The 26,079-nt window shown below is 51.8% G+C and carries 25 protein-coding genes; 13 read left to right on the top strand and 12 right to left on the bottom strand.

Annotated features, from left to right (window positions below; genetic code table 11):
• Positions 1–114 precede the first annotated feature (114 nt).
• The 5 genes from rhaM to rhaB all read right to left on the bottom strand — a co-directional run bounded on the left by rhaM (position 115) and on the right by rhaB (position 5,333).
• On the bottom strand, positions 115–429 hold the full coding sequence (gene rhaM / locus C3432_RS25120) for an L-rhamnose mutarotase (protein ID WP_103780031.1): 315 nt from the start codon (positions 427–429) through the stop codon (positions 115–117).
• Positions 426–1,574 carry a lactaldehyde reductase gene (gene fucO, locus C3432_RS25115; RefSeq protein ID WP_103780029.1) on the bottom strand — a complete coding sequence of 383 codons (1,149 nt, stop codon included), beginning with the start codon at positions 1,572–1,574 and terminating at the stop codon, positions 426–428. The genes rhaM and fucO overlap by 4 nt, the downstream gene beginning before the upstream one ends.
• A 99-nt stretch (positions 1,575–1,673) precedes the next feature.
• Positions 1,674–2,498: a rhamnulose-1-phosphate aldolase gene (rhaD, locus tag C3432_RS25110; protein WP_103780027.1), complete on the bottom strand. Its 825-nt coding sequence runs from the start codon at positions 2,496–2,498 to the stop codon at positions 1,674–1,676.
• Between the two features lie 109 nt (positions 2,499–2,607).
• Positions 2,608–3,867, bottom strand: a complete 1,260-nt coding sequence (rhaA, locus tag C3432_RS25105) for an L-rhamnose isomerase (protein ID WP_103780025.1) — start codon at positions 3,865–3,867, stop codon at positions 2,608–2,610.
• Positions 3,864–5,333 (bottom strand): rhamnulokinase, encoded by a 1,470-nt coding sequence (gene rhaB / locus C3432_RS25100; RefSeq protein WP_103780023.1) that lies wholly within the window; start codon positions 5,331–5,333, stop codon positions 3,864–3,866. The genes rhaA and rhaB overlap by 4 nt, the downstream gene beginning before the upstream one ends.
• Positions 5,334–5,632: 299 nt before the next feature.
• On the opposite strand from rhaB, the gene rhaS reads away from it, so the two are divergent.
• Together rhaS and rhaR are read left to right on the top strand one after the other, a co-directional pair.
• Positions 5,633–6,469: an HTH-type transcriptional activator RhaS gene (rhaS, locus tag C3432_RS25095; protein WP_103780021.1), complete on the top strand. Its 837-nt coding sequence runs from the start codon at positions 5,633–5,635 to the stop codon at positions 6,467–6,469.
• Positions 6,470–6,621: 152 nt separating this feature from the next.
• Positions 6,622–7,470, top strand: a complete 849-nt coding sequence (gene rhaR / locus C3432_RS25090) for an HTH-type transcriptional activator RhaR (RefSeq protein WP_103780018.1) — start codon at positions 6,622–6,624, stop codon at positions 7,468–7,470.
• On the opposite strand, the gene rhaT is transcribed toward rhaR, so the two are convergent.
• A complete protein-coding gene (gene rhaT, locus C3432_RS25085; protein WP_103780016.1) occupies positions 7,467–8,501 on the bottom strand; it encodes an L-rhamnose/proton symporter RhaT in 1,035 nt (344 codons plus the stop codon). The two genes, rhaR and rhaT, sit on opposite strands and share 4 nt — an antisense overlap.
• Positions 8,502–9,135: 634 nt before the next feature.
• Between rhaT and C3432_RS25080 the strand changes: the two genes are divergently transcribed.
• Entirely contained in the window at positions 9,136–9,807 is a 672-nt protein-coding gene (locus C3432_RS25080; RefSeq protein WP_445432940.1) for an oligogalacturonate-specific porin KdgM family protein, read from the top strand.
• A 148-nt stretch (positions 9,808–9,955) separates the two neighbouring features.
• On the opposite strand, the gene C3432_RS25075 is transcribed toward C3432_RS25080, so the two are convergent.
• The 3 genes from C3432_RS25075 to C3432_RS25065 are packed head-to-tail and all read right to left on the bottom strand — an operon-like array spanning position 9,956 to position 12,773.
• Positions 9,956–11,263 carry a TRAP transporter large permease gene (locus C3432_RS25075; RefSeq protein ID WP_103780012.1) on the bottom strand — a complete coding sequence of 436 codons (1,308 nt, stop codon included), beginning with the start codon at positions 11,261–11,263 and terminating at the stop codon, positions 9,956–9,958.
• The gene (locus C3432_RS25070; protein ID WP_103780010.1) at positions 11,256–11,771 is read right to left on the bottom strand and encodes a TRAP transporter small permease; all 516 of its coding nucleotides are present in this window, start codon (positions 11,769–11,771) and stop codon (positions 11,256–11,258) included. The genes C3432_RS25075 and C3432_RS25070 overlap by 8 nt, the downstream gene beginning before the upstream one ends.
• 18 nt (positions 11,772–11,789) lie before the next feature.
• A complete protein-coding gene (locus C3432_RS25065; protein WP_103780008.1) occupies positions 11,790–12,773 on the bottom strand; it encodes a TRAP transporter substrate-binding protein in 984 nt (327 codons plus the stop codon).
• 318 nt (positions 12,774–13,091) lie between these two features.
• Here C3432_RS25065 and sodA point away from each other — a divergent pair, with 318 nt between their 5' ends.
• Positions 13,092–13,712 carry a superoxide dismutase [Mn] gene (sodA, locus tag C3432_RS25060; protein ID WP_103780006.1) on the top strand — a complete coding sequence of 207 codons (621 nt, stop codon included), beginning with the start codon at positions 13,092–13,094 and terminating at the stop codon, positions 13,710–13,712.
• Between the two features lie 103 nt (positions 13,713–13,815).
• Here sodA and C3432_RS25055 read toward each other — a convergent pair whose 3' ends face one another.
• Positions 13,816–14,712: a dihydrodipicolinate synthase family protein gene (locus C3432_RS25055; RefSeq protein ID WP_103780004.1), complete on the bottom strand. Its 897-nt coding sequence runs from the start codon at positions 14,710–14,712 to the stop codon at positions 13,816–13,818.
• Positions 14,713–14,864: 152 nt separating this feature from the next.
• Between C3432_RS25055 and yiiM the strand changes: the two genes are divergently transcribed.
• From yiiM to C3432_RS25035, 4 genes are all read left to right on the top strand, one after another.
• Entirely contained in the window at positions 14,865–15,539 is a 675-nt protein-coding gene (gene yiiM / locus C3432_RS25050) for a 6-hydroxyaminopurine reductase (protein WP_103780002.1), read from the top strand.
• 237 nt (positions 15,540–15,776) lie between these two features.
• Positions 15,777–16,481, top strand: coding sequence for a GntR family transcriptional regulator (locus tag C3432_RS25045; protein WP_103780000.1), 705 nt, complete (start codon positions 15,777–15,779; stop codon positions 16,479–16,481).
• A 7-nt stretch (positions 16,482–16,488) separates the two neighbouring features.
• Positions 16,489–17,445 carry a sugar phosphate isomerase/epimerase family protein gene (locus tag C3432_RS25040; protein ID WP_103780147.1) on the top strand — a complete coding sequence of 319 codons (957 nt, stop codon included), beginning with the start codon at positions 16,489–16,491 and terminating at the stop codon, positions 17,443–17,445.
• A 129-nt stretch (positions 17,446–17,574) separates the two neighbouring features.
• A complete protein-coding gene (locus C3432_RS25035; protein WP_103780145.1) occupies positions 17,575–18,825 on the top strand; it encodes an MFS transporter in 1,251 nt (416 codons plus the stop codon).
• Between the two features lie 40 nt (positions 18,826–18,865).
• Here the strand turns inward: C3432_RS25035 and cpxA are convergent, their stop codons facing one another.
• Both cpxA and cpxR read right to left on the bottom strand, forming a co-directional pair.
• Positions 18,866–20,239 carry an envelope stress sensor histidine kinase CpxA gene (gene cpxA, locus C3432_RS25030; protein WP_103779998.1) on the bottom strand — a complete coding sequence of 458 codons (1,374 nt, stop codon included), beginning with the start codon at positions 20,237–20,239 and terminating at the stop codon, positions 18,866–18,868.
• The gene (cpxR, locus tag C3432_RS25025; RefSeq protein WP_103779996.1) at positions 20,236–20,934 is read right to left on the bottom strand and encodes an envelope stress response regulator transcription factor CpxR; all 699 of its coding nucleotides are present in this window, start codon (positions 20,932–20,934) and stop codon (positions 20,236–20,238) included. The genes cpxA and cpxR overlap by 4 nt, the downstream gene beginning before the upstream one ends.
• A 150-nt stretch (positions 20,935–21,084) precedes the next feature.
• Between cpxR and cpxP the strand changes: the two genes are divergently transcribed.
• The 5 genes from cpxP (at position 21,085) to C3432_RS25000 (ending at position 25,857) form a co-directional block, all read left to right on the top strand.
• Positions 21,085–21,585, top strand: a complete 501-nt coding sequence (gene cpxP / locus C3432_RS25020; RefSeq protein WP_103780143.1) for a cell-envelope stress modulator CpxP — start codon at positions 21,085–21,087, stop codon at positions 21,583–21,585.
• Positions 21,586–21,733: 148 nt separating this feature from the next.
• Positions 21,734–22,636: a CDF family cation-efflux transporter FieF gene (gene fieF, locus C3432_RS25015; protein ID WP_103779994.1), complete on the top strand. Its 903-nt coding sequence runs from the start codon at positions 21,734–21,736 to the stop codon at positions 22,634–22,636.
• A 183-nt stretch (positions 22,637–22,819) separates the two neighbouring features.
• The gene (pfkA, locus tag C3432_RS25010) at positions 22,820–23,782 is read left to right on the top strand and encodes a 6-phosphofructokinase (RefSeq protein ID WP_103779992.1); all 963 of its coding nucleotides are present in this window, start codon (positions 22,820–22,822) and stop codon (positions 23,780–23,782) included.
• 223 nt (positions 23,783–24,005) lie between these two features.
• Positions 24,006–24,995 carry a sulfate/thiosulfate ABC transporter substrate-binding protein Sbp gene (gene sbp, locus C3432_RS25005; protein ID WP_103779990.1) on the top strand — a complete coding sequence of 330 codons (990 nt, stop codon included), beginning with the start codon at positions 24,006–24,008 and terminating at the stop codon, positions 24,993–24,995.
• A gap of 103 nt (positions 24,996–25,098) precedes the next feature.
• A complete protein-coding gene (locus C3432_RS25000) occupies positions 25,099–25,857 on the top strand; it encodes a CDP-diacylglycerol diphosphatase (RefSeq protein ID WP_103779988.1) in 759 nt (252 codons plus the stop codon).
• Positions 25,858–26,079 lie beyond the last annotated feature (222 nt).

Genomic DNA, 26,079 nt, shown 5'->3' with positions numbered 1-26,079 from the left:
GGCAGGCCTGAGCAGGTGCCGGGTCGTGGGGCAATGACGTGGGTGACAAAACGAAAGTAATGCTGCTTACGGGAGAAAAAGGTTTCCTCCCCGTCAGGAGAGGAAACAGAGCGGTTAAGGCAGATAAAACACGTCTTTTAACTCAGCGCTGACCGGGCTGTTGTCCGGATTGGCGGGCATAACGTCACGCATATGTTTCCACCAGCGCTGGCAAACATTGGTGCTGGCAACGGCGTTCCAGCGCTCTTCTGACTCAATCTCGACGGTGGCGAACAGCAGGTTGCGTTCCTGGTCGAGATAAATCGCGTAATGGTGCGCACCGTGGGCCTTCAGCACGGCTTCCAGTTCCGGCCAGATGGGGTTATGGCGGCGCTGATACTCAACGTGCGCGTCGGCATTCACCTGCATCACAAAGGCTTTACGGATCATAACGCCTCCAGGTACAGCTCGCGGACTTCATCGCGGCTGGCAGTGCGCGGATTGCATGGCGCGCACGGATCGGCGAGGGCTTTGTCCAGCCAGCCTTCGATATCCTCTTTGGTTACGCCAAGCTGGCTGAATCCCGCCGGAATTCCCACGCGTTTGCTGAGGGCGCGAATCGCGTTGATCGCCTCCATGCTTGCCGCTTCGTCGCTCATCCCGCGGGTGTCCACTCCCATTGCCTGCGTCACGCGGGCAAAACGGGCAACGGCGTTCGGGCGGTTAAAGTTTTCGATAATCGGCAGCAGGATGGCATTGCAGACGCCGTGCGGCAGGTTGTGGGTCGCGCCTGGCTGGTGTGCCAGCGCATGAACCAGTCCAAGACCGGCGCTGTTAAACGCCATCCCTGCGAGGTACTGACCAAACGCCATTTGTTCGCGGGCTTCGAGGTTATGACCGTCGTCGACCGCTTTTGGCAGCCACAGGTTGATCAGGCGAATCGCTTCCAGCGCGTTGGCATCCGTGAGCGGATGCGCGCCGACGGAAACATAAGCCTCTACCGCGTGGGTCAGGGCATCCATACCGGTTGCCGCCGTAACGGAGGCCGGAATTTCCAGCATCACGCTGGCGTCATCCACGGCGATATCCGGGATGATGTTCGGGTCGATGATCACTTCTTTCACCTGACGCGCAGAGTCAATGATCACCGCGTTGCTGGTCATCTCCGCAGCGGTACCCGCGGTGGTGTTAATGGCCACCAGCGGAACGCCCGGATTTTTCACTTTGCCCACGCCGGAGTAAGCCGTTGAAGGACCGGGGTTAGCGGTCAGGATTTTCACCGCTTTGGCGGTATCAATGGGGCTACCGCCGCCGAAGGCGATAATGTAGTCACAGGCGGCGTCCTGGTATGCGGCGAAGCCTTTCTGGACCAGCGCTTCGGTCGGGTTCGGGAACACCTCATCGAACAGATGGTAAGACATCTGATGCTCATCCAGCGCGGCGAACAGGCTGTCCAGCAGGCCCAGCTTCACCAGCTGACCATCGGTGACGATCAGCGCCTTACCCCACTGCTTATTCGCGACGAGGTTAACCATATCGCCGATGGCTCCGGCGCCATGCAGGCTGATTTTTGGCAGTGCCAGCATAAAGCTCATAAACATTTTCCTTTGCGTTATCGCCCGATGGCGCTGCGCTTATCGGGCCTGTCAGACCGGATAAGGTAAAACCGCCATCCGGCGTTGGATTGAGGCGATCTACAGCGCGATGGCGCTGGCCAGCGGGGTCACGCCAAAGCGTTTAGCCAGTGCTACCAGCTCTTCACGCGTGATGGTCTGCTTCATACCGCCCATTGAATAGATTTTTACCAGTACTTCCGCAGACTTCTCGGCGGTATCGATCAGGCCGAAGGTTTCGTCGAGGGTCGGTCCACTGCCAAACACACCGTGGAATGGCCACAGTACCAGCGAATGTTTCTGCATTTCCCCGGCGGTTGCCTGACCGATTTCGTCGGTACCCGGCACCATCCACGGCAGGATGCCAACGCCGTCCGGGAAGACCACCAGACACTCGGTGCTGCCTTCCCACAGTTTGCGGGTAATCAGCGGCGTGTTGTTTTCCAGCACGTAGGTCAGGGCGATCAGGTTGGTCGCATGGCAATGCATGATCACGCGGTCTTTGCCGTTAGTGGCTTTGATGCGTTCGCAGTGAGAGAGGAAGTGCGCAGGCAGTTCAGAGGTCGGTACCGCTTCGTGGGTCAGGCCCCAGAGAATATGGTAGCCCGCACCGTCGCTGTCGATCTTCACTACGCCTAAGTTCGCTGCCGGATCGAGCTGTACGTTGCGGAAGAATTTACCGGAGCCGGTCACGATAAACGGCGTATTCGCCAGCAGCGGCATCGGCTGACTCAGGGCGATGTAACGCGGTTTTTCGTGGAAGTCAGCGCTGAACGGCGCAATGTCCGCTTCATCCAGACGCAGCGTCAGGTTGCCACCGTTGCGCTCATCCCAGCCTTTCAGCCAGGCATCAGAAGTGGCCTTGATCATCCCCTGGACAAACCAGGAATGGGTAATATTTTGCATGTTTTTATACCTGTCTCATTTAATGCCCGATGGCTCAGCGCTTATCGGGCCTACGGTGTGCATCATTCCAGTTGGCCGGATAAGGCGAGGCCGCCATCCGGCAAAAGGATCAGTTACGTTTGCTCAGAATCTCTTTTTCGTACGCCCGAACGTTTTCCAGCCACTGGCTGCCCGCTGGCGTGTCGTGACTCTGGCAGTACATCTCCCACACGGCCTGCCACGGCAGTGATTTCTGTTCTTCCAGCAGAGCCAGGCGGGCGGTGTAATCACCGCGGGCTTCAAACTGGCGCAGCTGTTCGGTTGGTTCCAGCAGGGCGCGCAGCAGCGCTTTTTTCATATTGCGGGTGCCGATAACCCACGCTGCGATACGGTTGATGGAGGCGTCAAAGAAGTCGAGGCCGATATGCACACGGTCGAACAGGTTGTGGCGCACGATCTCGCTGGCAATGGCCTGCGTTTCGTCATCCAGCAGTACCACGTGGTCGCTGTCCCAGCGCACCGGGCGGCTGACGTGCAGCAGCAGGCGCGGCACATACAGCATGGCGGAGGAGATTTTGTCAGAGATCACTTCGGTCGGATGGAAGTGACCGGCGTCCAGACACAGTGCGGTCTGGCGGCTGGTGGCGTAACCCATGTAGAACTCGTTAGAACCGACGGTGTAGCTCTCCGCGCCGATACCAAACAGCTTGCTCTCCACGGCATCAATGTGATGCGCCGGATCCAGCTTCTCACTGATTACCTCATCCAGCGCCTCCAGCAGACGCTTACGCGGCGCTAACCGGTCAACGGTGATGTCTTTCATGCCGTCCGGGATCCAGATGTTCATCACCGACGGGGTGCCCAACTGCTCACCGAAATACGCCGAGACGCGGCGGCTGGCCTTGCAGTGATCGATCCAGAACTGGCGGATTTTGTCGTCGGCGTGCGCCAGCGTGAAGCCGTCGGCACTCAGCGGGTGTGAGAAGCAGGACGGGTTGAAATCCAGCCCTAACTGGTTCGCTTTCGCCCACTCCACCCAGTTTTTAAAATGTTCAGGTTTGATTTGGTCGCGGGCAACCGGAGTATCGGACTCGAGATAGATGGCGTGCAGGTTCAGACGCTTCGGCCCAGGGATCAGGCTCAGCGCCTGCTCCAGATCGGCGCGCAGTTCGCTTGCGTTACGCGCTTTTCCCGGATAGTTGCCGGTGGCCTGGATCCCGCCAGTGAGCGAGCCTTCCGGATTTTCGAACCCGGCTACGTCGTCGCCCTGCCAGCAGTGCATAGACACCGGCAGACGATCGAGCTGGCGCAGCGCCTCCTCGACATCAATACCAATCGCCGCGAAACGTTGTTTCGCCAGTTCCCAGGCTTGTTCAAGTTGAGTGGTCATGCGCAAAGCTCCTTTGTCTGTCGTGTTGGTTGAAACTGCGCAACATAGCGGGCAATTTCACTGTCTGGATTAGGGGTAAAAGTCGTCAGGTCATAGTTCGCTCTCACGACCTGACGGAACTCATCAACGTTATTCAGTTCGTCCAGGGTCATGAGTTGAATGCCGATATTGCCGAGGGTGGAGGCCTCAATGGGGCCTGCGATCACGCGTATACCACAGGCATCGGCGCACAGCTGGTTCAGCAGGGTGTTCTGGCAACCACCACCGACAATGTGTAATTGGGTGAACGTTTCCCCGCGCAGGCTTGCCAGCTCCTGCAGGACGTCGGCATACAGCAGCGCCAGACTGTCAAAGATGCAGCGTGCCAGTTCGGCATCGCTGTCGGGTACCGGTTGTCCGGATTCGCGACAGGCTGCCTGGATCTCCGCGCTCATGTCGGCGGGATTGATAAACCGATCGTCGTTCGGGTTGATCAGGAACTGGCAGGCGGGTAGGGCTTCCGTCTGGGCGATCAGCGTTGGCAGGCTGGTAACCTGCCGCTCCTTCAGGACACGCTGGAGCAGCCACAATCCCATAATGTTTTTCAGCACGCGATAGCGACCTTCGGCCCCGCCTTCGTTCGTGATGTTGGCGGCCAGCGCCTCTTCGGTGGTGTAAGGCAACTTGCTTTCAAAACCCATCAACGACCAGGTGCCGGAAGAGAGGTAAGCACTGTGCTTGTCCGCCAGCGGAGACGCGATCACCGCGCTGGCGGTATCGTGGCTGGCGACGGCGACGACGGGGATCTGATTCTTCTGTGGGCAGATCCAGTACCCAATGACGTTACCCGGATGGGTGGGGCGACCAAACCACGCTTTGTCTGCACCGGTCCACGCCAGCAGCGTCTCATCCCAGTCGTCGCTGTTAATATTGACCATCTGGGTGGTGGTGGCATTGGTGTATTCCCAGTTCATTTCGCCCGTCAGACGGTAGCTGAAGTAATCCGGGATGAGCAGGGCATGCGCCACCTGTGGAACCTGTTCGGGCTGTTGTGCGACCAGCGCGCGCAGCTGATACAGCGTATTGAACGGCAAAAACTGGATGCCGCTGCGATGATAGATATCGCTTTTGCCGAGCTGTTTTTGCGCCTGCTGCATAATGCCCGCGGTGCGGCTATCGCGGTAGGAGACCGGCAGACCGACGCGTTGCCCCTGTTTATCGATCAGGACGTAATCCACGCCCCAGGTATCAATGCCGATGCTGTCAATGCGAATACCTTCATCGCAGACTTTTTCCAGCCCGATACGGATGGCTTCTTCCAGGCTGTCGATATCCCAGGTATCAAAACCGTCTTTTTTTTGCAGACAGTTCACGAAACGGTGAATTTCACGCAGCGTCAGGTTGCGATGTTCACTGTCGTAACGCGCTAACATTACGCGTCCGCTGGATGCGCCGAGATCGACTGCGACGCAATGGCGAAAAGTCATGATGAGGTCCTTCTGAAAGTCAGTGCAATCAGTCTAAAAAACCCCTCGCTCACGTACCTTCTTGTAACTGACAGTCATAATTAGCCGCTGGCAACAAGGCAAAGATGAACGTGATAGCGTTCACAATTTCCGCGAGTCGCCCTGGTGTGAGTGGGTGTGACCGCCTCCGCAATTCCTGATTTTTCTCTGTTGTTCTTGAAAAATTGACCGTGTTTACGTGCTTTAGCGTCAAAAATTTAAGGTGAGGGTAGTAACCCTTAATTACTATTCAGCCATGTTCATTCAGGAAGGAAGCTGTCATGACCGTACTGCATAGCGTGGATTTTTTTCCATCAGGTAAAGCGTCTGTGGCCATTGAACCCCGGCTGCCTCAGCCTGCTTTCCCTGAACATCATCATGATTTCCATGAGATTGTGATTGTTGAACATGGTACCGGCATTCATGTGTTTAACGGCCAGCCGTATACCATCAGCGGGGGTACGGTGTGTTTTGTACGCGATCATGACCGGCACTTGTATGAACATACTGACAATCTCTGTCTGACCAACGTGCTCTACCGTTCGCCAGATGCATTTCAGTTTCTTGCGGGGTTGAGCCAGCTGTTGCCGCAGGAACAGAACGGGCAGTACCCGTCCCACTGGCGCGTCAATCAGAGTACGTTGCAGCAGGTGCGCCAGCTGGTGGCGCAAATGGAGCAAATTGATGAAGAGCTTGATCTGCCAGCGGTGGCGAACCGTGAGATCCTGTTTATGCAGCTACTGGTGCTGTTACGCCGAGGCAGCCTGATTGAAGGCGCGACGGATCATGATGCGCGGCTCAATCAGCTGCTGGCCTGGCTGGAGGATCATTTTGCCGAAGAGGTGTACTGGGAGTCGGTGGCAGACCAGTTCTCGCTCTCTCTGCGTACTCTGCATCGGCAGTTAAAACAGCAGACAGGTATGACGCCGCAGCGTTACCTCAACCGTCTGCGCTTAGTCAAAGCTCGCCATTTATTGCGCCATAGTGATGAAAGCGTCACGGATATCGCTTATCGCTGCGGTTTTGGCGACAGTAACCATTTTTCTACGCTTTTTCGCCGCGAGTTTGACTGGTCGCCGCGCGATATTCGCCAGGGGCGCGATGCGTTGCTCCAGTAACGCGAATGATATCAACGTTTTTCTTCGTCAGTTTTCCGATAATGATGTTCTTTAAGTGCCGGATGGCACTACGTTTATTCGACCTGTGGTGACGATCCGTAGGCGGGATAGACATAGTGCCATCCGGCAAGCGTTCAGGTTGAGGTGCTGCGGTGGCAAATCAGTTAATCCTTCTGAAAAAAGACTTTTTTGCGGATGACAATCAGGCCGTTGCGGTGGCGGATCGCTATCCGCAAAACGTCTTTGCCGAACATACTCATGATTTTTGCGAACTGGTGCTGGTCTGGCGCGGCAACGGTTTGCATGTGCTCAACGACCGACCTTATCGCATTACCCGCGGCGATCTGTTTTATATCCGTGCGGAGGATAAACATTCCTACACTTCTGTTAACGATCTGGTTCTCCAGAACGTCATTTACTGCCCGGAGCGGCTGAAGCTGAATCTCTGCTGGGATGAGACGATCCCCGGCTTTAACGGCAGCGAGCGCCATCCGCACTGGCGGCTGGGGAGCCAGGGAATGGCGCAGGCGCGACAGGTTATTGGTCAGCTTGAGCATGAAAGCACACATCGCGATCCGCTGGCCTTTGGTATGGCGGAGCTGCTGTTTGGCCAGCTGGTGATGACCCTAAAGCGCCATCGCTATGCCATCGATAATCTTCCGGCTACCTCCAGTGAAACATTGCTGGACAAGCTGATTACCGCCCTGGCGAACAGCCTGGAGCGCCCGTTTTCGCTGGATAATTTTTGTGAGCAGGAGGCGTGTAGCGAGCGGGTGCTGCGCCAGCAGTTTCGCAGTCAGACCGGCATGACGATTAATCAGTATCTCCGCCAGGTGCGGGTCTGCCATGCGCAATACTTGCTGCAACATAGCCGGTTGATGATCAGCGAGATTTCAATGCAGTGTGGATTTGAGGACAGTAACTACTTTTCGGTGGTCTTCACCCGGGAAACCGGGATGACGCCCAGTCAGTGGCGTCATCTCAGTACGCAAAGCGACTAGCTTGCCATTCCCATGCCGACGATGTTGGCGGCGATGATAATCACCACGCAGCCCAGACTCAGCACGCTCACTGGACGACGGCCCGCGTTCTTCCACTCTTTCAGCACCAGACCGACAATCCCGCCACACAGCACGTAAAAGCTCATGTGCAGCATCCAGCTGATGTAATCATACTGCGCCGGAATTTTGGCATGGCCCCAGGCGTAAAAGAAGAACTGGAGATACCACATCAGGCCAGCAAGCGCAGAAAACAGGATATTGCTGATAATCAGCGGTTTTGCTAAAGAGAAGTCGGCCTTTACTGACAGGTTTTTCATTTTTGCCAGACGAATGAAGCAGTATCCCAGATTGATCACCGCACCACCGCCCATGATGACTACGTAGCTTGGCAGGGCGACATACAGCGGATCGACGCCCAACGCGGCGGCGGCATCGTGCATTGGTTTAGCAGCATTCATCGCAAATGACATCCCGGCAGAGAAGATCCCGCACATGACCGCCAGAACCAGCCCTTTTTTCAGGTTGAACTCTTCCGCTTTGATGCCCATTTTGCGTTCTTTTAACTGACCCGCACGGGTAACAATGCCCACGCCAATCAGCGCGACCAGCACGCCCAGCAGGGTCATCCGTCCGCCTTCGGTGTTGATGAGCACATCAAAATTGCCGTTAATGATCGGCGTCATCAGCGTGCCGACAATCAGCGTAATGCCGATGGCGATCCCGATCCCCATCGACATGCCAAGATAGCGCATGGTCAGGCCATAGTTAATGTTCCCGATGCCCCACATGGCGCCGAACAGGAAAACAGGGAGCAGAGTCGAAAGGTTAAAGGAACTGTAGTAGGCCCAGAAATCGGGTAACAGCATGGCGCTGATGGTCCACGGCAGGATGAGCCAGGAGACAATCCCGCCAACCGACCACATCGTTTCCCATGACCACTGTTTAACCTGCTTGAACGGGGCATAGAAACAGGCTGCACTGGCCGCACCTATAAAATGCCAAAAAATACCCATCGTAATCGCGTTACTCATCACGTCATATCCTCATTGTTTTTATGGTCGGTTTTACCTGTCCAACGTAAGGAGTTTAAAAATTGTCCAGCAGCATAACCTTTTAATGATTGCCGTCATTTCTCTTTCACTGGCAATCAGCGCGTTAATGAGGTGATTAAGGTCACGTTTTAAAAATGTCGAAACAGACGCTATAATTCACTTTGCTGCGATAAAATACTGATGAGTAAGAAATACCTTTAATACCTTAATAATAAAGACATGAGACTTATTAGCTGGCAATAATGCAAAGATAGATACGAGTGAGATCACATCCTTGAAAATAAAAGCACTTTACCCCCTCGAAAATCCGTATATATAATGTTTATTTGAATTTGATTTTTATATTCACATGGTTAATAAAAGAAAATAAATAATGAAAATCAAAGTGATATAATCATAAGAATATCCTCATATAAAACATGTTTATATTTCAGGGCGCTATTTATTTTGTTGCGAATATAAATTTCATTTATTTTATTTTGCTTTTTGAACACACTCTCAAATTTAAGTTAAAGCTGTTTATTTATATTGTTTTGAAAAAATAAATTGCGTATTACTGTTGCCGTAGTTTTAATAAAATAGCGTTTTAAATTTTAATCAAATGGACCTTGCTATGAGAAAATCTCTTTTCTTACTATTACCTCTTATGGTAACAAGTGCGCACGCAGTATATGTCGATGTTCGTCATGAATATCTTGATGACAGTAAAGCAAATTATGATCGTGCTTATATCTCTCATCGTTTTGCAAACGGCTTCGGTTTTGCTATTGAGGCCATTTCTAAATCCGGTGGTGATGATACCAGTAAAGCGTTTAATGATCTGGAGGTTCAGGGCAACGAATACACCGCCAGCTATCAGTTCACTACCGGCAACGTCGCGTGGCAGCCGGGTTTTGTGCTGGAAACGGGAGATGGTTACTCTACCTATAAACCGTATTTCCGCGCGACCTGGACATTAAACGAGAGCTGGTGGGTGGGCGCTCGTTACCGCTTTGAATACGTTCGTCGCTCTTCTGATGTGCGTGATGACGATACGATAAATCGTATGGACGCCTGGGCAGGGTATAAGTGGAATAATTTTGACTGGACTATTGAAGGTATTTATAAGAAAGCCGACAAATATAAATTGTATGACGGTGGGAAAGACAACTATGAATATAACTTCAGAACGGCGTATATCATTGACCAGTGGTCTCCGTTCGTTGAAGTAGGGAATGTTTCTGTCAGCAGCAACAGCGATGAGCGACAAACCCGTTTCCGCGTTGGTGTCGGTTACACGTTCTGATAAAAATCCTTGATGATTCCCTGAATAATTCAAGTTGCAGGAATATAAAAATATTCCCTATTTTGGTTACCCGTACAGGTAACCATTTTTTTGTTTGCGGTCCATCAGGGCTATCTCTAAGCCCCCAGCTTATATGGGGGCTTCGCTGTTACATGACACCCAGCAGTCGTGGTAAGAATAACGTCAGTTCCGGAATATAGGTGATTAATAAAAGTACCCCTATTATCGCACCATAAAATGGAATTAATGGTTTAATGACTTCTTCAACTTTTACCTTCCCTACGCTGGCCCCGACGTATAAACCGCTGCCGACGGGGGGCGTAATGGTGCCAATCGCCAGGTTATAGATCATGATAATGCCAAAGTGGATGGGATCGACGCCCAGTTTGGTCATAATCGGCAGCAGAATCGGGGTAAAAATCAGAATCGCAGGGCCGATATCCATGAACGCGCCGATGATCAGTAAGAACACGGTGATCACCAGTAAAATGACCAACTTATTGGCGGAAATACTGAGGATCATATCGCTTAACGCTGCCGGGATATTAGTTATCGACATGGAGAAAGACATTGCCGAAGAGGTGGCCAGCAGGAACATAATAATGCCAGTCATGATCACCGTTTGCAGAAGAATAGACGGCAGGTCTTTGATTTTCAGCGTACGGTAAAACACCATGGTTAACAGAAGCGTATAGACCACGGCGATGGCGGAGGCTTCAATCGCGGTGAAAATCCCCTGAACAATTCCCCCCACGATAATCACAATCAGCAGCAGGCTGGGAACCGCCTCGATGGCGACTTTTAACGCCATGCCTTTTTGTACAGAGAAAAAGACGCGATAGTTGCGACGTTTCGCGACGACCAGCGTAACCAGCATGCATCCCACGCCCCAAAGCACCCCTGCGACCAGACCACCCGCGAACAGCGCCGCAATGGACGTGCCTCCGCTTGCCAGCGCATACAGAATAAAGGCCGTCGTTGGCGGAATGAGCATCCCGGTCGGTGCGGAGGCGATATTCACCGCTGCGGCAAAACTGCGGTCATAACCTTCGCGTGCGCTCATTGGCACCATCACGCCGCCAATCGACGTCGAGGCGGCAATGGCGGATCCGGAAATGGCGCCAAACATCATATTACCCACGATGTTGGTATAGGAGAGTGAACCCGGCAATTTACCGGTAAACAGTTTGGCGAAATTGACCAGCCTGGCGGCAATGCCCCCGCTGTTCATGATCACGCCAGACAGCACAAAGAACGGAACCGCCAGCAAGGCGAAGCTGTCCAGGCTGGAGAACATTTTCTGCGCGGTGGCGAACATGGAAATATCAAACGGCAGCACCAGCATCATCGTACTGAAAGAAGAGATTACGATGCAGATTCCAATCGGGGCTCCCATCGCCAGTAAAACAACGAACACGGCAATGAGCGTGCCGGATGCAAAAATCGGGTCAATCATGTGATTTCTCCAGAGTCGGTTCAGAGGCATCCGTTGTGGAGCGGATAGCTTTCAGCGATTCAACGATATTCAGCACGCTATAGAGGATGATCAGCACGCCAGCGCAGGGAAGCGCATAGTAAATTTTCCCCATCGGAATACCCAGCGCAGGCGAAATTTGCAGCATGGAGATGGCAGAAATTTTGAGACCGCCAATGATCAAAACCCAAATGGAGAACGCGATAAAAATGACCTGCAGGATGATGTCCCACCAGCCGCGTAGCCCCGGAGAAACTTTATCCAGCAGAAGGGTGAGGCTGATATGCTGCTTTTGACCAGCGACATAGGCCATGCCCAGCATGGAAACCCAGACCAGTAAAAAGCGCAACGTCTCTTCTGTGATGGTGCTGGGCACGCCCAGGATATACCGGCTGATAACCTGCCAACAGGCGATACCGACCATAATGGCCAGCACCAGGCTGCAAACGCCGCCGAGCAGCGTATCAAGTCCCTTTCTAAATGTGTTCATCTTCGTTTCCTGTACAGATTAGTTTTTGGCGTTCTGGATCCGTTGATACAACGCGTAGAGTTGCGGTTTCGCCTTCAGGCTTTCGTAGATAGGTTGCACCGCCTCCTGGAAAGGTTTTTTATCGATCTCGAAAAATTCGACGTTAAAATCTTTCACCGCCGCCAGCCGGGTTTTTTCGACGGCTTTGTCCCATGCGGCTTTTTCATATTCGATGGAGTCCTGGATAGCGGCCTTCACGATGCGCTGCTGCTCTGGCGTCAGTTTTTCCAGCGTGAGCGTGCTCATGAGCAAAATATCGGGAATGCGGGTGTGCATATCGTAGGTGTAATAGCGTGCGACCTCACCGTGGCGGGCGATAGTCAGGGCGAATTCGTTATTCTCCGCGCCATCCAGAATGCCCTGCTGCAATGAGGTGTAAACCTCAGCCTGGCCCATAGCGATAGGCGAAGCGCCAAGCAATTTGAGGGTTTGAATTGCCGTATCGCTCTGCATGACGCGGATCTTTTTCCCTCGCAGATCTTCAATGCTTTTGATCGGCCCTTTACTCATATAAAAGTTACGCGCCCCTGAGTCGTACCAGCCGACGCCCACAAAGCCTTGTGCCGACGTAGACTGGTAAACGGGATCCATCACCGTAGGGTTGTCCATTACCGCGTAGTATTCCTCTACGCTGGCGAACAGGTACGGCAGCGAGAACACGCCATAGGCGGGAGAAAAACTCTCCATCAGTCCGGATGAGACCTTCGTGATATCCACGACGCCGACCTGCGTCAGCTCGACCAGCTCGCGTTCACCGCCAAGTTGACCATCCGGGAAATACTGTACTTTGATATCGCCGCCCGTTTTCTCTTCCACCTGCTGCCCGAAGAAGTGCAATGCATCCTTCACCGGCTGGCTGTTTTCAGCATAAGCCAGGCGCAAAACGGTTTCGCCGTGGGAAAAAAAGGAGAGTGTGGAAAGAAAGGCCAATATAGCCAGACGCTTAAGACCAGGTTGCTTCATGATTCCCTCACAATTGTAATCATTTGCCAGGAATCTAATTGCGTAAGGAAATAATAACCTTCTTGATATTGCCAACGCTGACAAAATTTGGCACCGAAATAAAGATATTGAAACCCTGTTTCACATAACGATCTTTCTCGGACTTTACCTGGGTGCGCCGGAGGTCATCGGTGCGTAAAAAACGTCATTAAGCGAGGAGATATACCCACACAAAAAGTACGGCATTGATAATCATTTTCAATATCATTTAATTAACTATAATGAACCAATTGCTTACGCGACGTTAACACGCGTCGCCCGACACGACTGGAGAAGAATATGAGTTATACACTGCCATCCTTGCCGTACGCTTATGATGCACTGGAACCGCACTTCGATAAGCAGACGATGGAAATCCACCATACTAAACACCACCAGACTTACGTGAATAACGCCAATGCGGCGCTGGAAAGTCTGCCGGAATTCGCTAATCTGTCTGCTGAAGAGCTGATTACCAAACTGGATCAGCTGCCAGCGGATAAAAAAACCGTACTGCGCAACAACGCGGGCGGCCACGCTAACCACAGTCTGTTCTGGAAAGGCCTGAAAAAAGGCACCACCCTGCAGGGCGACCTGAAAGCCGCTATCGAGCGTGACTTCGGTTCCGTAGACAACTTCAAAGCGGAATTCGAAAAAGCCGCTGCCACCCGTTTCGGCTCCGGCTGGGCGTGGCTGGTACTGAAAGGCGATAAACTGGCTGTTGTTTCTACTGCTAACCAGGACTCCCCGCTGATGGGTGAAGCCATCTCTGGCGCCTCCGGCTTCCCAATTGTGGGTCTGGACGTGTGGGAACACGCTTACTACCTGAAATTCCAGAACCGCCGTCCGGACTACATCAAAGAGTTCTGGAACGTCGTGAACTGGGACGAAGCCGCAGCGCGTTTTGCCGCAAAGAAATAAGTTTGAGTGAGTCTGACTCCGTATGGCTGAAGCCGCCTGGCGGCGGCAATCGATATGCGAAGTATGGTAAAGCCGGATGGTCTGCACCCTCCGGCTTTACCGTTTAGCCTTTGGCCAGAAACACTTCATCAATCGTCCGACACTCATTCTCGCTTAACGCACCGCCCGCATTGCGTGACACACCGGTGCAGTAACCAAACTTGCGCGACACCACGGTTTTGATGGTGGTGACAAAATCCTCGCCGATGGCGTAGATGGACATGTAAGTCCCGATTTTCTGCTGAATATTCTGCAATGCCTGCATATCACCCTGCTTAAACGCCTCGCGTGCTCTGACAAACAGCTCCGGCATGACGTTATTCAAACCGGAGATAATCCCCGCACCACCTGCCAGCAGATTTGGAATGTAATACTCGTCATAGCCGGACAGTACGGCAAAATCCTGCCGGACGGCTTGTGTTTGCTGGATCATGCTACGAGTATGGGACTGGCAGTCGACGGTATCTTTGATTCCGGCAAAACGGGGGAATTCTGCGGCGAGTGTGGCGACTAACCCAGGCGTCAGATCGCAGCCGGTCCGCGCCGGAAAATTGTAGACGAACCATTGACCGCTAAGCGTTTTCCCCAGATGGCGGAAGTAGCTCAGGAGCTGTTTTGGCGTTTGTCCGTAGTAGTATGGCGGCAGAATCATTACCGCATCATAACCGACGCGATATGCCTCCTGCGCCATCTGCAATACGTCCTGGGTACAGGTAGAAGAGACGTTGGCGACCATTTTCAACGTGCTCATGGTGCGCGCTTCACGGATCAGCAGCAGCCGCTCTTCCAGTGTGAAAGAGGCAAATTCCCCAATGCTGCCCATCAGCAAAATCACATCGATCTGTGCTTCGGTAAGGCGTTTGAGATGCTGGCTCAGACCGTTGAGATCGATCCTGCCATCATTATCCATTGGCGTGATGGAAGGGCACCAGACGCCAGCAAATTGCGATTGACCAGCCACGTTGTTGACTCCTTATTTGAAATGACGTTTCAAAAACCCACATCATTGATATCACGTGTACCTGTGTTTCATGTGAACCGTGCTCTCATTTTGAGCGACTGAGGTAAAATAAATGTGGTGTAATGGAGAAAATTTAGCGGGAGAGGGAACAGATGCGATATCCGGTCGATGTTTTTACAGGCAAGATTCTGGACTACACGGGAAGCCGTCCCAGCGCCATTGCGAAAATTCAGGTCGATGGCGAGCTGATACTGACGGAACTGGGGCTGGAAGGCGATGAACAGGCGGAAAAGAAGATTCACGGTGGGCCGGATCGTGCGCTGTGTCACTACCCGCGTGAACACTATCTGCACTGGATGCGGGCGTTTCCGCAACAGGCGGATTTGTTTGCTGCCCCGGCCTTTGGCGAAAATCTCTCTACGGAAGGTCTGACCGAACAGAATGTCTATATTGGCGATATTTTCCGTTGGGGAGAGGCGCTGATTCAGGTCACTCAACCCCGCTCGCCGTGCTTCAAACTTAACTACCATTTTGGTATCAGCGACATGGCAAGCCAGATGCAGGAAGCGGGCAGGACCGGCTGGCTGTGCAGCGTCATTGCGGCGGGGCAGGTTTCGGCAGACGCGCCGCTGGAACGGGTGTCGCGCGTGAGTGATGTCAGCGTGCAGGAAGCGATCGCGATTGCGTGGCATATGCCGTTTGATGATGAGCAGTACCATCGCTTATTGTCCGCTGCCGGGCTGTCAAAAAGCTGGACACGGACGATGCAAAAGCGCCGGCTTAGCGGTGTTATCGAAGACAATTCCCGGCGTTTATGGGGAAAGTAAATTAACCTGCCTCTGAGTTTTTCCTTATAAATCAGGGATAAAACCCTGATTTATATCAGCCATGCTCCATACACTCAACGTACCAATGGCGGTTAACAACCAGCCTGTCACGACACCCTTCAAAATCCATTCTTGATACCTGGTCCACAAAAAAAACCTCTGTATTGAAAAAAGACTTGAGTATTTCCTGTACTCAAATATCTTAACTGTAAATTGGTTTAAACCAGATTGGTCAAAATGAAAAAGAAAAACAATGTTGATGTGCTGAGAGAACGCTTTGAAAGCTGGCTAAACGAGAAAAATTTGCCCGCTGGCTCAAAATTACCTTCTGAGAGGGAGCTATGTGAGTTACTGGATGCAAAGCGTATGACCTTACGTCAGGTTCTGATTGAACTGGAAATTGATTCGCGTATTTTCAGAAAGAATCGCAGTGGCTGGTTTATTTCGGCGAAGCGATTTATTTATAACCCAAAATCACTTTCCAGCTTCAATGCTGAAGCGCGTGCCCAGGGGCGCAAACCTTTTTGGGACTATTTATCAAAAGAGACCATCGAGACGGTGCCGTATCATGTTGAGGAGGTTTTTCTTTCTTCGGGTAGCAGATATTTGATTACCGGATGGTGTGGCCTGGACTCACATCGCGTGTTTTATCATGAGTCCTATATCGATGCCAACGTTGCGCCAGGATTTATCAACAAACTGGATACTCAGTCTTTTGCCAGGGTCTGGGAGGATGAGTTTGGCTATGTTTTAAATATCAAAGAAATGATTTTTAAACCCGTCAATATGCCAGAGGTTGCCTGCAAGGAACTGGGCGTTGCTCCCAATACTTATGGCATTTTAGTAGAAAAACATCGGGCTACCCGAGATAAAAAAGTGGTTCAGGTTGATTTTGAATACTGGCGACTTGAATCAGTGGAACTTGTAATTCGTGATGAATGAGAAAAAAATGGAAAAATTTAACCGAGAGCGTCTTGCTGAACGAGCCAGGAATATACCACTGTACTTACATGCTTATGCGTTTCATCTGAACATGCGCTACGAGAGAGTCCTCCCTGCAGATCTGCTGGATATTGCATATCAGCAAAAATTAAAGGGAGTGAAAATACATGTGGAGGATGGTGAGTCACAATCCCTTCAGAAAATGAACGATCTGCAATTACAAAATTTCAAAGAGAAGGCTAAAAATTATAATCTGGATGTGCATATAGAAACGAGCGCATCGGATAAAGAGACATTGACCGATGCTATCCGTATTGCTTTTGCAACTGGTGCAACCTCAGTGCGCTTCTACCCTCGTTATGAAGGGTATCTGAACGATGTGCTGGATAAGATCTCCAGTGATATTGCGTGGTTGTCTCAGTTTGACGATTGCGGCTTGAGCTTTACTATCGAACAACATGAAGATTTGCAGAGCCATGAACTGGTGACGCTGGTTAATAACAGCAGGATGAAAAATCTCTCTATTTTGTTTGATTTTGGCAACATGATTAATGCAAATGAGCAGCCACTGGCGGCCTTAACGGTGATGTCTCCACTTATCACTCAGGTACATATCAAGGACGCTAAAATGATTAAAGAGGGGAAAGGCTGGGGGCACGAAGCTTGTCGTTCCGGGTACGGCGATTTACCGATGGAAGAGATGCTCAGGACGTTATTACTGTTAGGGGATGATAAGCCACAAGTACACGCCTTTGGTCTGGAAGAAGAAGTCGAATATTATGCTCCGGCATTTCGTTTTGACGATGAAGGTGATAATCCCTGGATCCCGTGGCGAGAAGCAAGTTATACGCCGTTACCTGATAGTCATCTGGTTGATGCGCGTCTGGCAGAGGAGAAAGAACATGCCCTTTCTCAAATAAAATACATTCGTGACTTATGTGACAAATTTGTAGATAACCAGTAATTTCCTCAATACTTATTAAATGCGAAAGAACTTATGGAAATAAAACCATAAATTTATTGATTGCATCATTTTATTGTTAACTTTATTTGGATATTTCTCTCAACAAGCAATGAGGGTGTAAACATGTTCATGAATAAATGGGCACGACTCTGCTTTTTAATTTTAGGCGGCGGAACCATATTCAAACTTTCAAGTATGAAAGATGTGTTCTATGTACCAATGCAGAATGACTGGGGTTTAACCAATACACAAATTGGCTTGAGTTTTACGGTTTATACGATCGTCCAGACCACCGGGCTTTTTCTTTCGCTTTATATAGCAGACCGTTACTCCAAGAAAATATTACTTCCATTCGGTTTAATCGGTGTCGGACTATGCGGCTTGTATTTAGCGACGCTGCCGTCATTTACCGGCTATCTCATTTGTTTTGCCGCGATGGCTTTCTTTGCTGATGTGGTTTATTGGCCTGTATTGCTGAAAGCCGTTCGTCTGCTGGGCACGCAAGAAGAACAAGGCCGCATGTTTGGCTTTTTAGAAGCCGGACGCGGTGTGGTGGATGTGATTGTCGCTTCCGGTGCGCTGTTTGTCTTCGTTCAGTTTGGTGAAGGGAAAGCAGGTATGCAGGCTGGACTGCTGTTTTATACGCTAATTACGCTGGCTGCGGGCGTTCTCACTTACTTTATTGTCGATGATGACAAAATTAAAGGCGGTGAAAAGGCCAGTGCCAACATAGAAGTATTAAAAGGTATCAAACATGTTTTGACCTGTACTAACGTCTGGCTGGCGTCTTTAGGTATTTTCTTCGTTTACGCCGCGTACTGTGGGCTTACCTACTTCATTCCGTTCTTAAAAGATATCTATATGCTGCCGGTGGCATTAGTCGGCGCGTACGGCATCATTAACCAGTATGCGTTAAAGATGGTGGGCGGGCCGATTGGGGGGCTGCTGGCGGATAAGGTGGCTAAATCACCTACGGTTTACCTGAAGTGGACGTTTCTGATCTCTGCTGCAGCTATGGTTGTTTTTATGCTGCTGCCACATCAAACGATGAATGTGTATATCGGTATGGCGGCGACGCTGGGATTCGGGGCGATTATTTTCTCACAGCGCGCCATTTTCTTTGCACCGATGGATGAGATTGGTACCCCACGTGAGTATGCGGGTTCCGCAATGGCATTTGGCTGTATCATCGGCTATATGCCCGCTATGTTTGCCTATACGCTATATGGCTATTTACTGGATACTCACAGCGGCATCACGGGCTATAACTATGTCTTTAGCGTGATGATTGCGTTTAGTCTGATGGGCTTTATCTGCTCGACATTGCTGGTGAAGCGGATTAAAAAGCAGAAACTCACGGCAGCGACCGTAGCAGCATAAGGTTTGTGCTTCCCCGGCAATACATTACCGGGGAAGCCGGTTAAGAACGCTTATACAGCGGTAGCCAGATCACCAGCCGTAAACCACCCAACGGGCTGTCTTCGGCCTTCACCCAGCCGCGATGCTGCTGAATCGCCGTTTCAACAATCGCCAGACCCAGACCGGTACCGCCAGACTCGCGATCGCGCGCCTCATCGGTACGATAGAATGGTCGGAAGATTTGCTCACGATCTTCAGGGCTGACGCCCGGACCGTCATCGTCCACGGTTATCGTGATGCCATCCTTATCCACAGAAAAGCCGACTTCAATCTTCGTATGGGAATAGCGCAGGGCGTTGCGAACGATGTTCTCCAGCGCGCTTTCCAGCGCATTTGGGTTACCGTACAGCGGCCACGGCCCCGGCGGGAAGTTAACCGTTAACGATTTGCCCATCTGCTCGGCTTCAAAGGCGGCGTTATCCAGCACTTCTCCCCACAGATGGTTGGCTTTCATCGTTTCGCTAACCAGCGCATTTTTCTGCTGATTGCGCGACATCACCAACAGATCGTTGATCATACTGTCCAGCCGATGTGCTTCGGTTTCGATGCGCTCCAGCTCTTTACTCTCACCGGCGCGGCGACGTAACAGCGCGGTACCCAGTTGCAGACGCGTAAGTGGCGTTCTGAGCTCGTGAGAGATGTCCGACAGCAGACGCTGCTGGGTGGTCATCATCCGTTCCAGCGCGGTCACCATCTGGTTAAAGCTGGCACCTGCCGCAAGAAATTCCTGCGGACCTGCTTCCAGTTCAGGATGCTGGCGCAGATTGCCCTGAGCCACCTCATCCGCCGCGTTCTTCAGCTTACGCGCCGGTTTTGCCAGGCTCCAGGCAAGCCAAAGCAGTAGTGGAGAACTGACCAGCATGGTGACAATCAGCAACAGGAGCGGGCGGTCAAACAGCAGATTAATAAAATCGGATTGGGAATTGCTGGCCGGTCGGATTAAATAGAGCTGGTAGTTGTCTTCCCCGTCTCTGACGGAAAACGGCCCCACCATCTCAACCCGGCCATATTTCTTCTTTTGCGGATGATCGGCGTTATCCGCCTGACCAATAAAGTTGCGAATGATCTGCATTTCGCTGCGTTCAGCGCCGATCACGCGTCCTTCGGTGGTCACAAGCAATAACCGCTGTCCAGGCGGCGCCCACTTGTCGATCGCACGGAACAGGCGACGCCACCACATCAGATCGTTGGGTGGATCGTTCGCGAGTTCTGCTTCTACATGCTGCTCAATCATCAACCCCTGGCGCTGTTCGCTGTCCAGTAGCTCGGTCATCTGGCGTGAGTCGAGCTTCGGTAGCATCAATACCAGCATCAGCACCAGCGCCAGCGTCAACCAGAAGATGGCGAAGATGCGTGCAGTTAAACTTCCTATCATGAAGCGGAAACCATCAGATAGCCGCGACCGCGCAGGGTTTTAAACCACGGGTGCCCGTCTTTACGCTCCGGCAGCTTACGACGCAGGTTCGAGATATGCATATCGATCGCACGGTCGAAAGGCGTCAGGCGTTTACCCAGCACTTCCTGGCTTAGATGTTCACGTGAAACCACCTGGCCGAGATGCTGTGCCAGCAAATAGAGCAGGGTGAATTCGGTGCCCGTTAACTCCAGGGTTTGACCATCAAAGCTGGCTTCCTGGCGACCTGGATTGAGGCTTAAGGCATCCACTTCCAGCGTCGGCGAGCCGTTATCGCTGTTCTGCTGCTGTTCGCTCCAGTGAGAGCGGCGCAGAATAGCGCGGATGCGCGCGACCAGTTCGCGATCGTTAAACGGTTTAGGCAAATAGTCATCTGCGCCCAGCTCAAGGCCGAGGACGCGATCCAGTTCGCTGCCGCGTGCTGTCAGCATAATGACAGGTGTCTGGTGTGTCTGGCGAAGCGCTTTCAACGTATCGATACCGTTTTTCTTCGGCATCATGACGTCGAGCAAAAGTAAATCAATGCTGTCGTCCAGAAGTTCAAGCGCCTGCTCCCCGTCATGGGCAACCAGCACATTGAAACCTTCCATTTCGAGCAGCTCCTTTAACAGGGAAGTTAGCTCTCGGTCATCATCAACTAACAGGATTTTATTCATTGTTTAAGTACCTCCGAGGCAGAAATTACGTCATCGGGCGTCGCTAATCCATGACTTTACGTTGTTTTACACCCCCTGACGCATGTTTGCAGCCCGAATCGTAAACTGTCTCTCGTTGAATCGCGACAGAAAAGATTTTGGGAGCAAATGATGCGCAAAGTTACCGCTGTCGTCATGGCCTCAACGCTGGCACTCAGTCCTTTAAGCCACGCCGCTGAAGTCGTTACAGGTGATAACTGGCATCCAGGCGAAGGGCTAGCTCAGCGTAATGCGCAGAGCCATATGTTCGACGGCATAAGTTTAACCGAACATCAGCGTCAGCAGATGCGAGATCTGATGCAGCAGGCACGGCATGAACAGCCTCCTGTTAATGTTAGCGAACTGGAGACAATGCATCGCCTTGTCACCGCAGAAAATTTTGATGAAAGCGCTGTGCGCGCTCAGGCAGAAAAAATTGCACAGGAACAGATTGCACGCCAGGTGGAAATGGCCAGGGTCCGCAATCAGATGTATCGCCTGTTAACGCCGGAGCAGCAAGCGGTTTTGAACCAGAAACATCAACAACGAATGGAGCAGTTGCGTGACGTGACGCAATGGCAAAAAAGTTCATCGTTGAAGTTATTGAGTAGTAGCAACTCACGTTCCCAGTAACAAACCCTGTTTTCCTTGCCATAGACACCATCCCTGTCTTCCCCCACATGATGTGGGGGTTTTTTTTGCCCTGAATTTGTCATCTTCTTATTCACTAACTGATTTACTCCATCCGTTATACTAGCGGCATCGGATAGCAGGAGTGCTTATGAATCAAACCTATGGTCAGTTGGTCAGCCGGGCGGCAATTGCTGCGACAGTGATGGCGTCGCTGTTACTTTTGATCAAAATTTTTGCGTGGTGGTATACCGGATCGGTGAGTATTCTGGCTGCGCTGGTTGACTCTCTGGTGGATATTGCTGCGTCACTCACCAATTTGTTAGTGGTGCGCTATTCGCTGCAACCGGCGGATGATGAACATACCTTTGGTCACGGAAAAGCTGAATCGCTGGCGGCGCTGGCGCAAAGTATGTTTATTTCCGGTTCGGCGCTGTTTCTGTTTTTGACCGGAATTCAGCATCTGATTAGCCCCACGCCGATGAAAGATCCCGGTGTGGGGGTTATGGTTACCGTTATCGCTCTGATATGCACTATTATTCTTGTCACGTTTCAGCGCTGGGTCGTGCGTAAGACGCAAAGCCAGGCCGTGCGGGCAGATATGCTTCATTATCAGTCTGATGTTATGATGAACGGTGCGATTCTGGTGGCGCTCGGTCTGGCCTGGTATGGCTGGCATCGGGCTGATGCGCTATTTGCATTGGGAATCGGCATCTATATTTTATATAGCGCGTTGCGCATGGGGTATGACGCGGTGCAATCATTGCTGGATCGCGCATTGCCTGATGGGGAACGTCAGGAAATTATTGATATAGTGACGTCGTGGCCTGGGGTCAATGGCGCGCACGATCTTCGCACGCGGCAGTCAGGGCCGACCCGCTTTATTCAGATTCATTTGGAAATGGAAGACAATCTGCCTCTCGTTCAGGCGCACGTGGTGGCTGAACAAGTAGAGCAGGCTATTTTGCGGCGTTTTCCAGGATCGGATGTGATTATTCATCAGGATCCCTGTTCCGTCGTTCCCAGGGAAGGTAAACGGTTTGAGCTTTCGTAAGTCAGTGAAAAAAGAGAGCCTGACCCGCATTTTGTGTATAAATTACCGCCATTTGGCCTGACCTGAATCAATTCAGCAGGAAGTGGTTGTTATACTATCTGCATATTCACTGGAGCGTTTCGATGTGCAGGAAAGTGTTCCGGCTACAGATTTCATTTTGCATTCCAAAGTTCAGAGGTAGTCATGATTAAGAAAATCGGTGTGTTGACAAGCGGCGGTGATGCGCCGGGCATGAACGCAGCAATCCGTGGTGTTGTACGTGCAGCGCTGACGGAAGGACTGGAAGTAATGGGTGTTTATGATGGCTACCTGGGTCTGTATGAAGATCGCATGGTGCAGCTCGACCGTTACAGCGTGTCCGATATGATCAACCGTGGCGGTACCTTCCTCGGCTCCGCTCGCTTCCCGGAATTCCGTGATGAGAATGTCCGTGCCGTGGCTATCGAAAACCTGAAGAAACGCGGTATCGACGCACTGGTCGTTATCGGTGGTGACGGTTCATATATGGGGGCAAAACGCCTGACTGAAACGGGCTTCCCGTGCATCGGTCTGCCGGGCACCATTGACAACGACATCAAAGGAACCGACTACACTATCGGTTATTTCACCGCGTTAGGTACTGTAGTGGAAGCGATTGACCGCCTGCGTGATACCTCTTCTTCTCACCAGCGTATCTCCATCGTTGAAGTGATGGGGCGCTACTGCGGCGATCTGACCCTGGCGGCGGCTATTGCCGGTGGTTGTGAGTTCGTCGTCGTGCCGGAAGTCGAATTCAGCCGTGATGACCTGGTGGCTGAAATCAAGGCGGGTATCGCAAAAGGTAAAAAACACGCCATCGTGGCGATTACCGAGCATATGTGTGACGTGGACGAACTGGCGCACTACATTGAGAAAGAGACGGGGCGTGAAACGCGTGCCACCGTTCTGGGCCACATTCAACGCGGGGGTTCTCCGGTACCTTACGACCGTATTCTGGCTTCCCGTATGGGCTCTTATGCGATCGATCTGCTGCTGGAAGGCTACGGTGGCCGCTGCGTGGGCATCCAGAACGAGCAACTGGTTCACCACGACATCATTGATGCTATCGAAAATATGAAGCGTCCTTTCAAAGGTGACTGGCTGGACTGCGCGAAAAAACTGTACTAATCGTTTTTCCCTATACCAGATGGCGCTACGCTTATCAGGCCTGCAGTTCGTCGAGACCAGCAGGCCGGATAAGGTGTGAGCCGCCATCCGGCCAAAAATCGCAGGCGTCCCCGTAGCAATATATATTCCCTCAAGTTATATCCAATCTTTTTTTATTCTTTAATGTTTGGATCCCTTTCTGGCACGCTTTATTCATCTCAACACTACATAAGAGAGCTGGGCGATGAACAAATGGGGCGTGGGGTTAACATTATTGCTGGTATCGACCAGCGTTCTGGCAAAGGATATTCAGTTACTTAACGTGTCGTACGATCCAACGCGCGAGCTGTACGAGCAGTACAACAAAGCGTTCAGCGCGCACTGGAAACAGCAAACCGGTGATAATGTGGTCATTCGCCAGTCGCACGGTGGTTCTGGTAAGCAGGCGACCTCGGTGATCAACGGTATTGAGGCCGATGTTGTGACGCTGGCGCTGGCTTATGACGTTGACGCTATTGCCGAACGTGGACGCATCAACAAAGACTGGATCAAGCGTTTGCCGGATAATTCCGCGCCGTACACCTCCACCATCGTCTTCCTGGTGCGCAAGGGCAATCCAAAGCAAATTCATGACTGGAACGATCTGATTAAACCCGGCGTGTCGGTGATTACGCCGAACCCGAAGAGCTCCGGCGGCGCCCGCTGGAACTATCTGGCGGCATGGGGCTACGCTCTGCACCATAACAACAACGACCAGGCAAAAGCGCAGGATTTTGTTAAGGCACTGTATAAGAACGTGGAAGTGCTGGACTCCGGCGCGCGTGGTTCAACCAACACCTTTGTTGAGCGCAGTATTGGCGATGTGCTGATCGCCTGGGAAAACGAAGCGCTGCTGGCGACAAATGAACTGGGCAAAGATAAGTTCGAGATTGTCACCCCTGGCGAATCTATTCTCGCGGAGCCGACCGTTTCCGTAGTGGATAAAGTGGTTGAGAAGAAAGGGACGCAAGAGGTGGCGCAAGCGTATCTGAAGTATCTCTATTCCCCGGAAGGTCAGGAGATCGCGGCGAAAAACTACTACCGTCCGCGCGATGCGGAAGTGGCGAAGAAATACGAAAATGCGTTTCCGAAGCTGAAGTTGTTCACCATCGATGAGGAGTTTGGCGGCTGGAGCAAAGCCCAGAAGGAGCACTTCTCTAACGGCGGTACGTTCGACCAGATCAGCAAACGCTAAGGTCAATAAAATAACAAAGCCCGGTGGCATAACGCGACCGGGTTTTTTATTTGTCATAGATTTGCGCTACTCTTGCGGGTCGTTGAGATTCAGGGAACGCGTAATGAGAAAGGCAGGCTATTTTTTACTGGCAATTATCGTTATTACCGTCGCAGGGGGCATCGGTTACTGGAAGTTTGCCGGTAATCCGGATGCATTGCGTAAGATTGTCCTTGAGCAATGCTTACCCAATCAACTGCAACGGCAAAGTCCTGCGCCGTGCATTGAAGTTAAACCCGACGCCGGATACGTAGTGTTTAAGGACCGTCACGGTCCTCTGCAATATCTGCTGATGCCCACGTACCGTATTAACGGAACCGAAAGCTCGTTACTGACAGAGCCGTATACGCCGAACTTTTTCTGGCTGGCCTGGCAGGCACGCAGTTTTATGAGCCAGAAATACGGTCAGGATATCCCGGACCGCACCGTCTCACTGACGATTAACTCACGTACCGGACGGACGCAAAACCACTTCCACATCCATATTTCCTGCCTGCGGCCGGATGTGAGAGCGCAGCTTGACGATAACCTCGCAAAAATCGGCACCCGTTGGCTACCGCTGCCGGGCGGTTTGCGTGGACATGAGTATCTGGCGCGCCGTGTTACGGAAAGTGAACTTGTGCAGCGCAGCCCCTTTATGATGCTGGCGGAAGAAGTTCCGGATGCGCGTGACCATATGGGGCGCTATGCGCTGGCGATGGCGCGTCAGAGCGATGATTCTTTCGTTCTGCTGGCGACACAGCGTAATCTGCTGACGCTTAATCGCGCCTCGGCAGAGGAGATTCAGGATCACGACTGTAAGCTGCTGGCAAATGAGGAATAGAAAGGGTGTTTTCCCGGCGAGGGAGTCGCCAGTTAAATCAGCAATTTTATTGGTGTAATCGCGGTGGCAGCATATCGGTATGCGGTGCGGAATACCTTTGGCATGACTCTGGTGCTCTGGCGTCAATTAAGATAAATCGACGCAACAAAATGCATTTGCAAGCCAGCCGGGATGATTGGGTGTGATTGATTGTCCTTGTGAATAAACACCATCAGTAGTCCT

Source organism: Citrobacter amalonaticus (assembly GCF_002918555.1).
GTDB lineage: Bacteria > Pseudomonadota > Gammaproteobacteria > Enterobacterales > Enterobacteriaceae > Citrobacter_C > Citrobacter_C amalonaticus_A.
The sequence above is the reverse complement of the archived record's forward strand: the minus strand, read 5'-3'. Positions and strand labels throughout refer to the sequence as shown.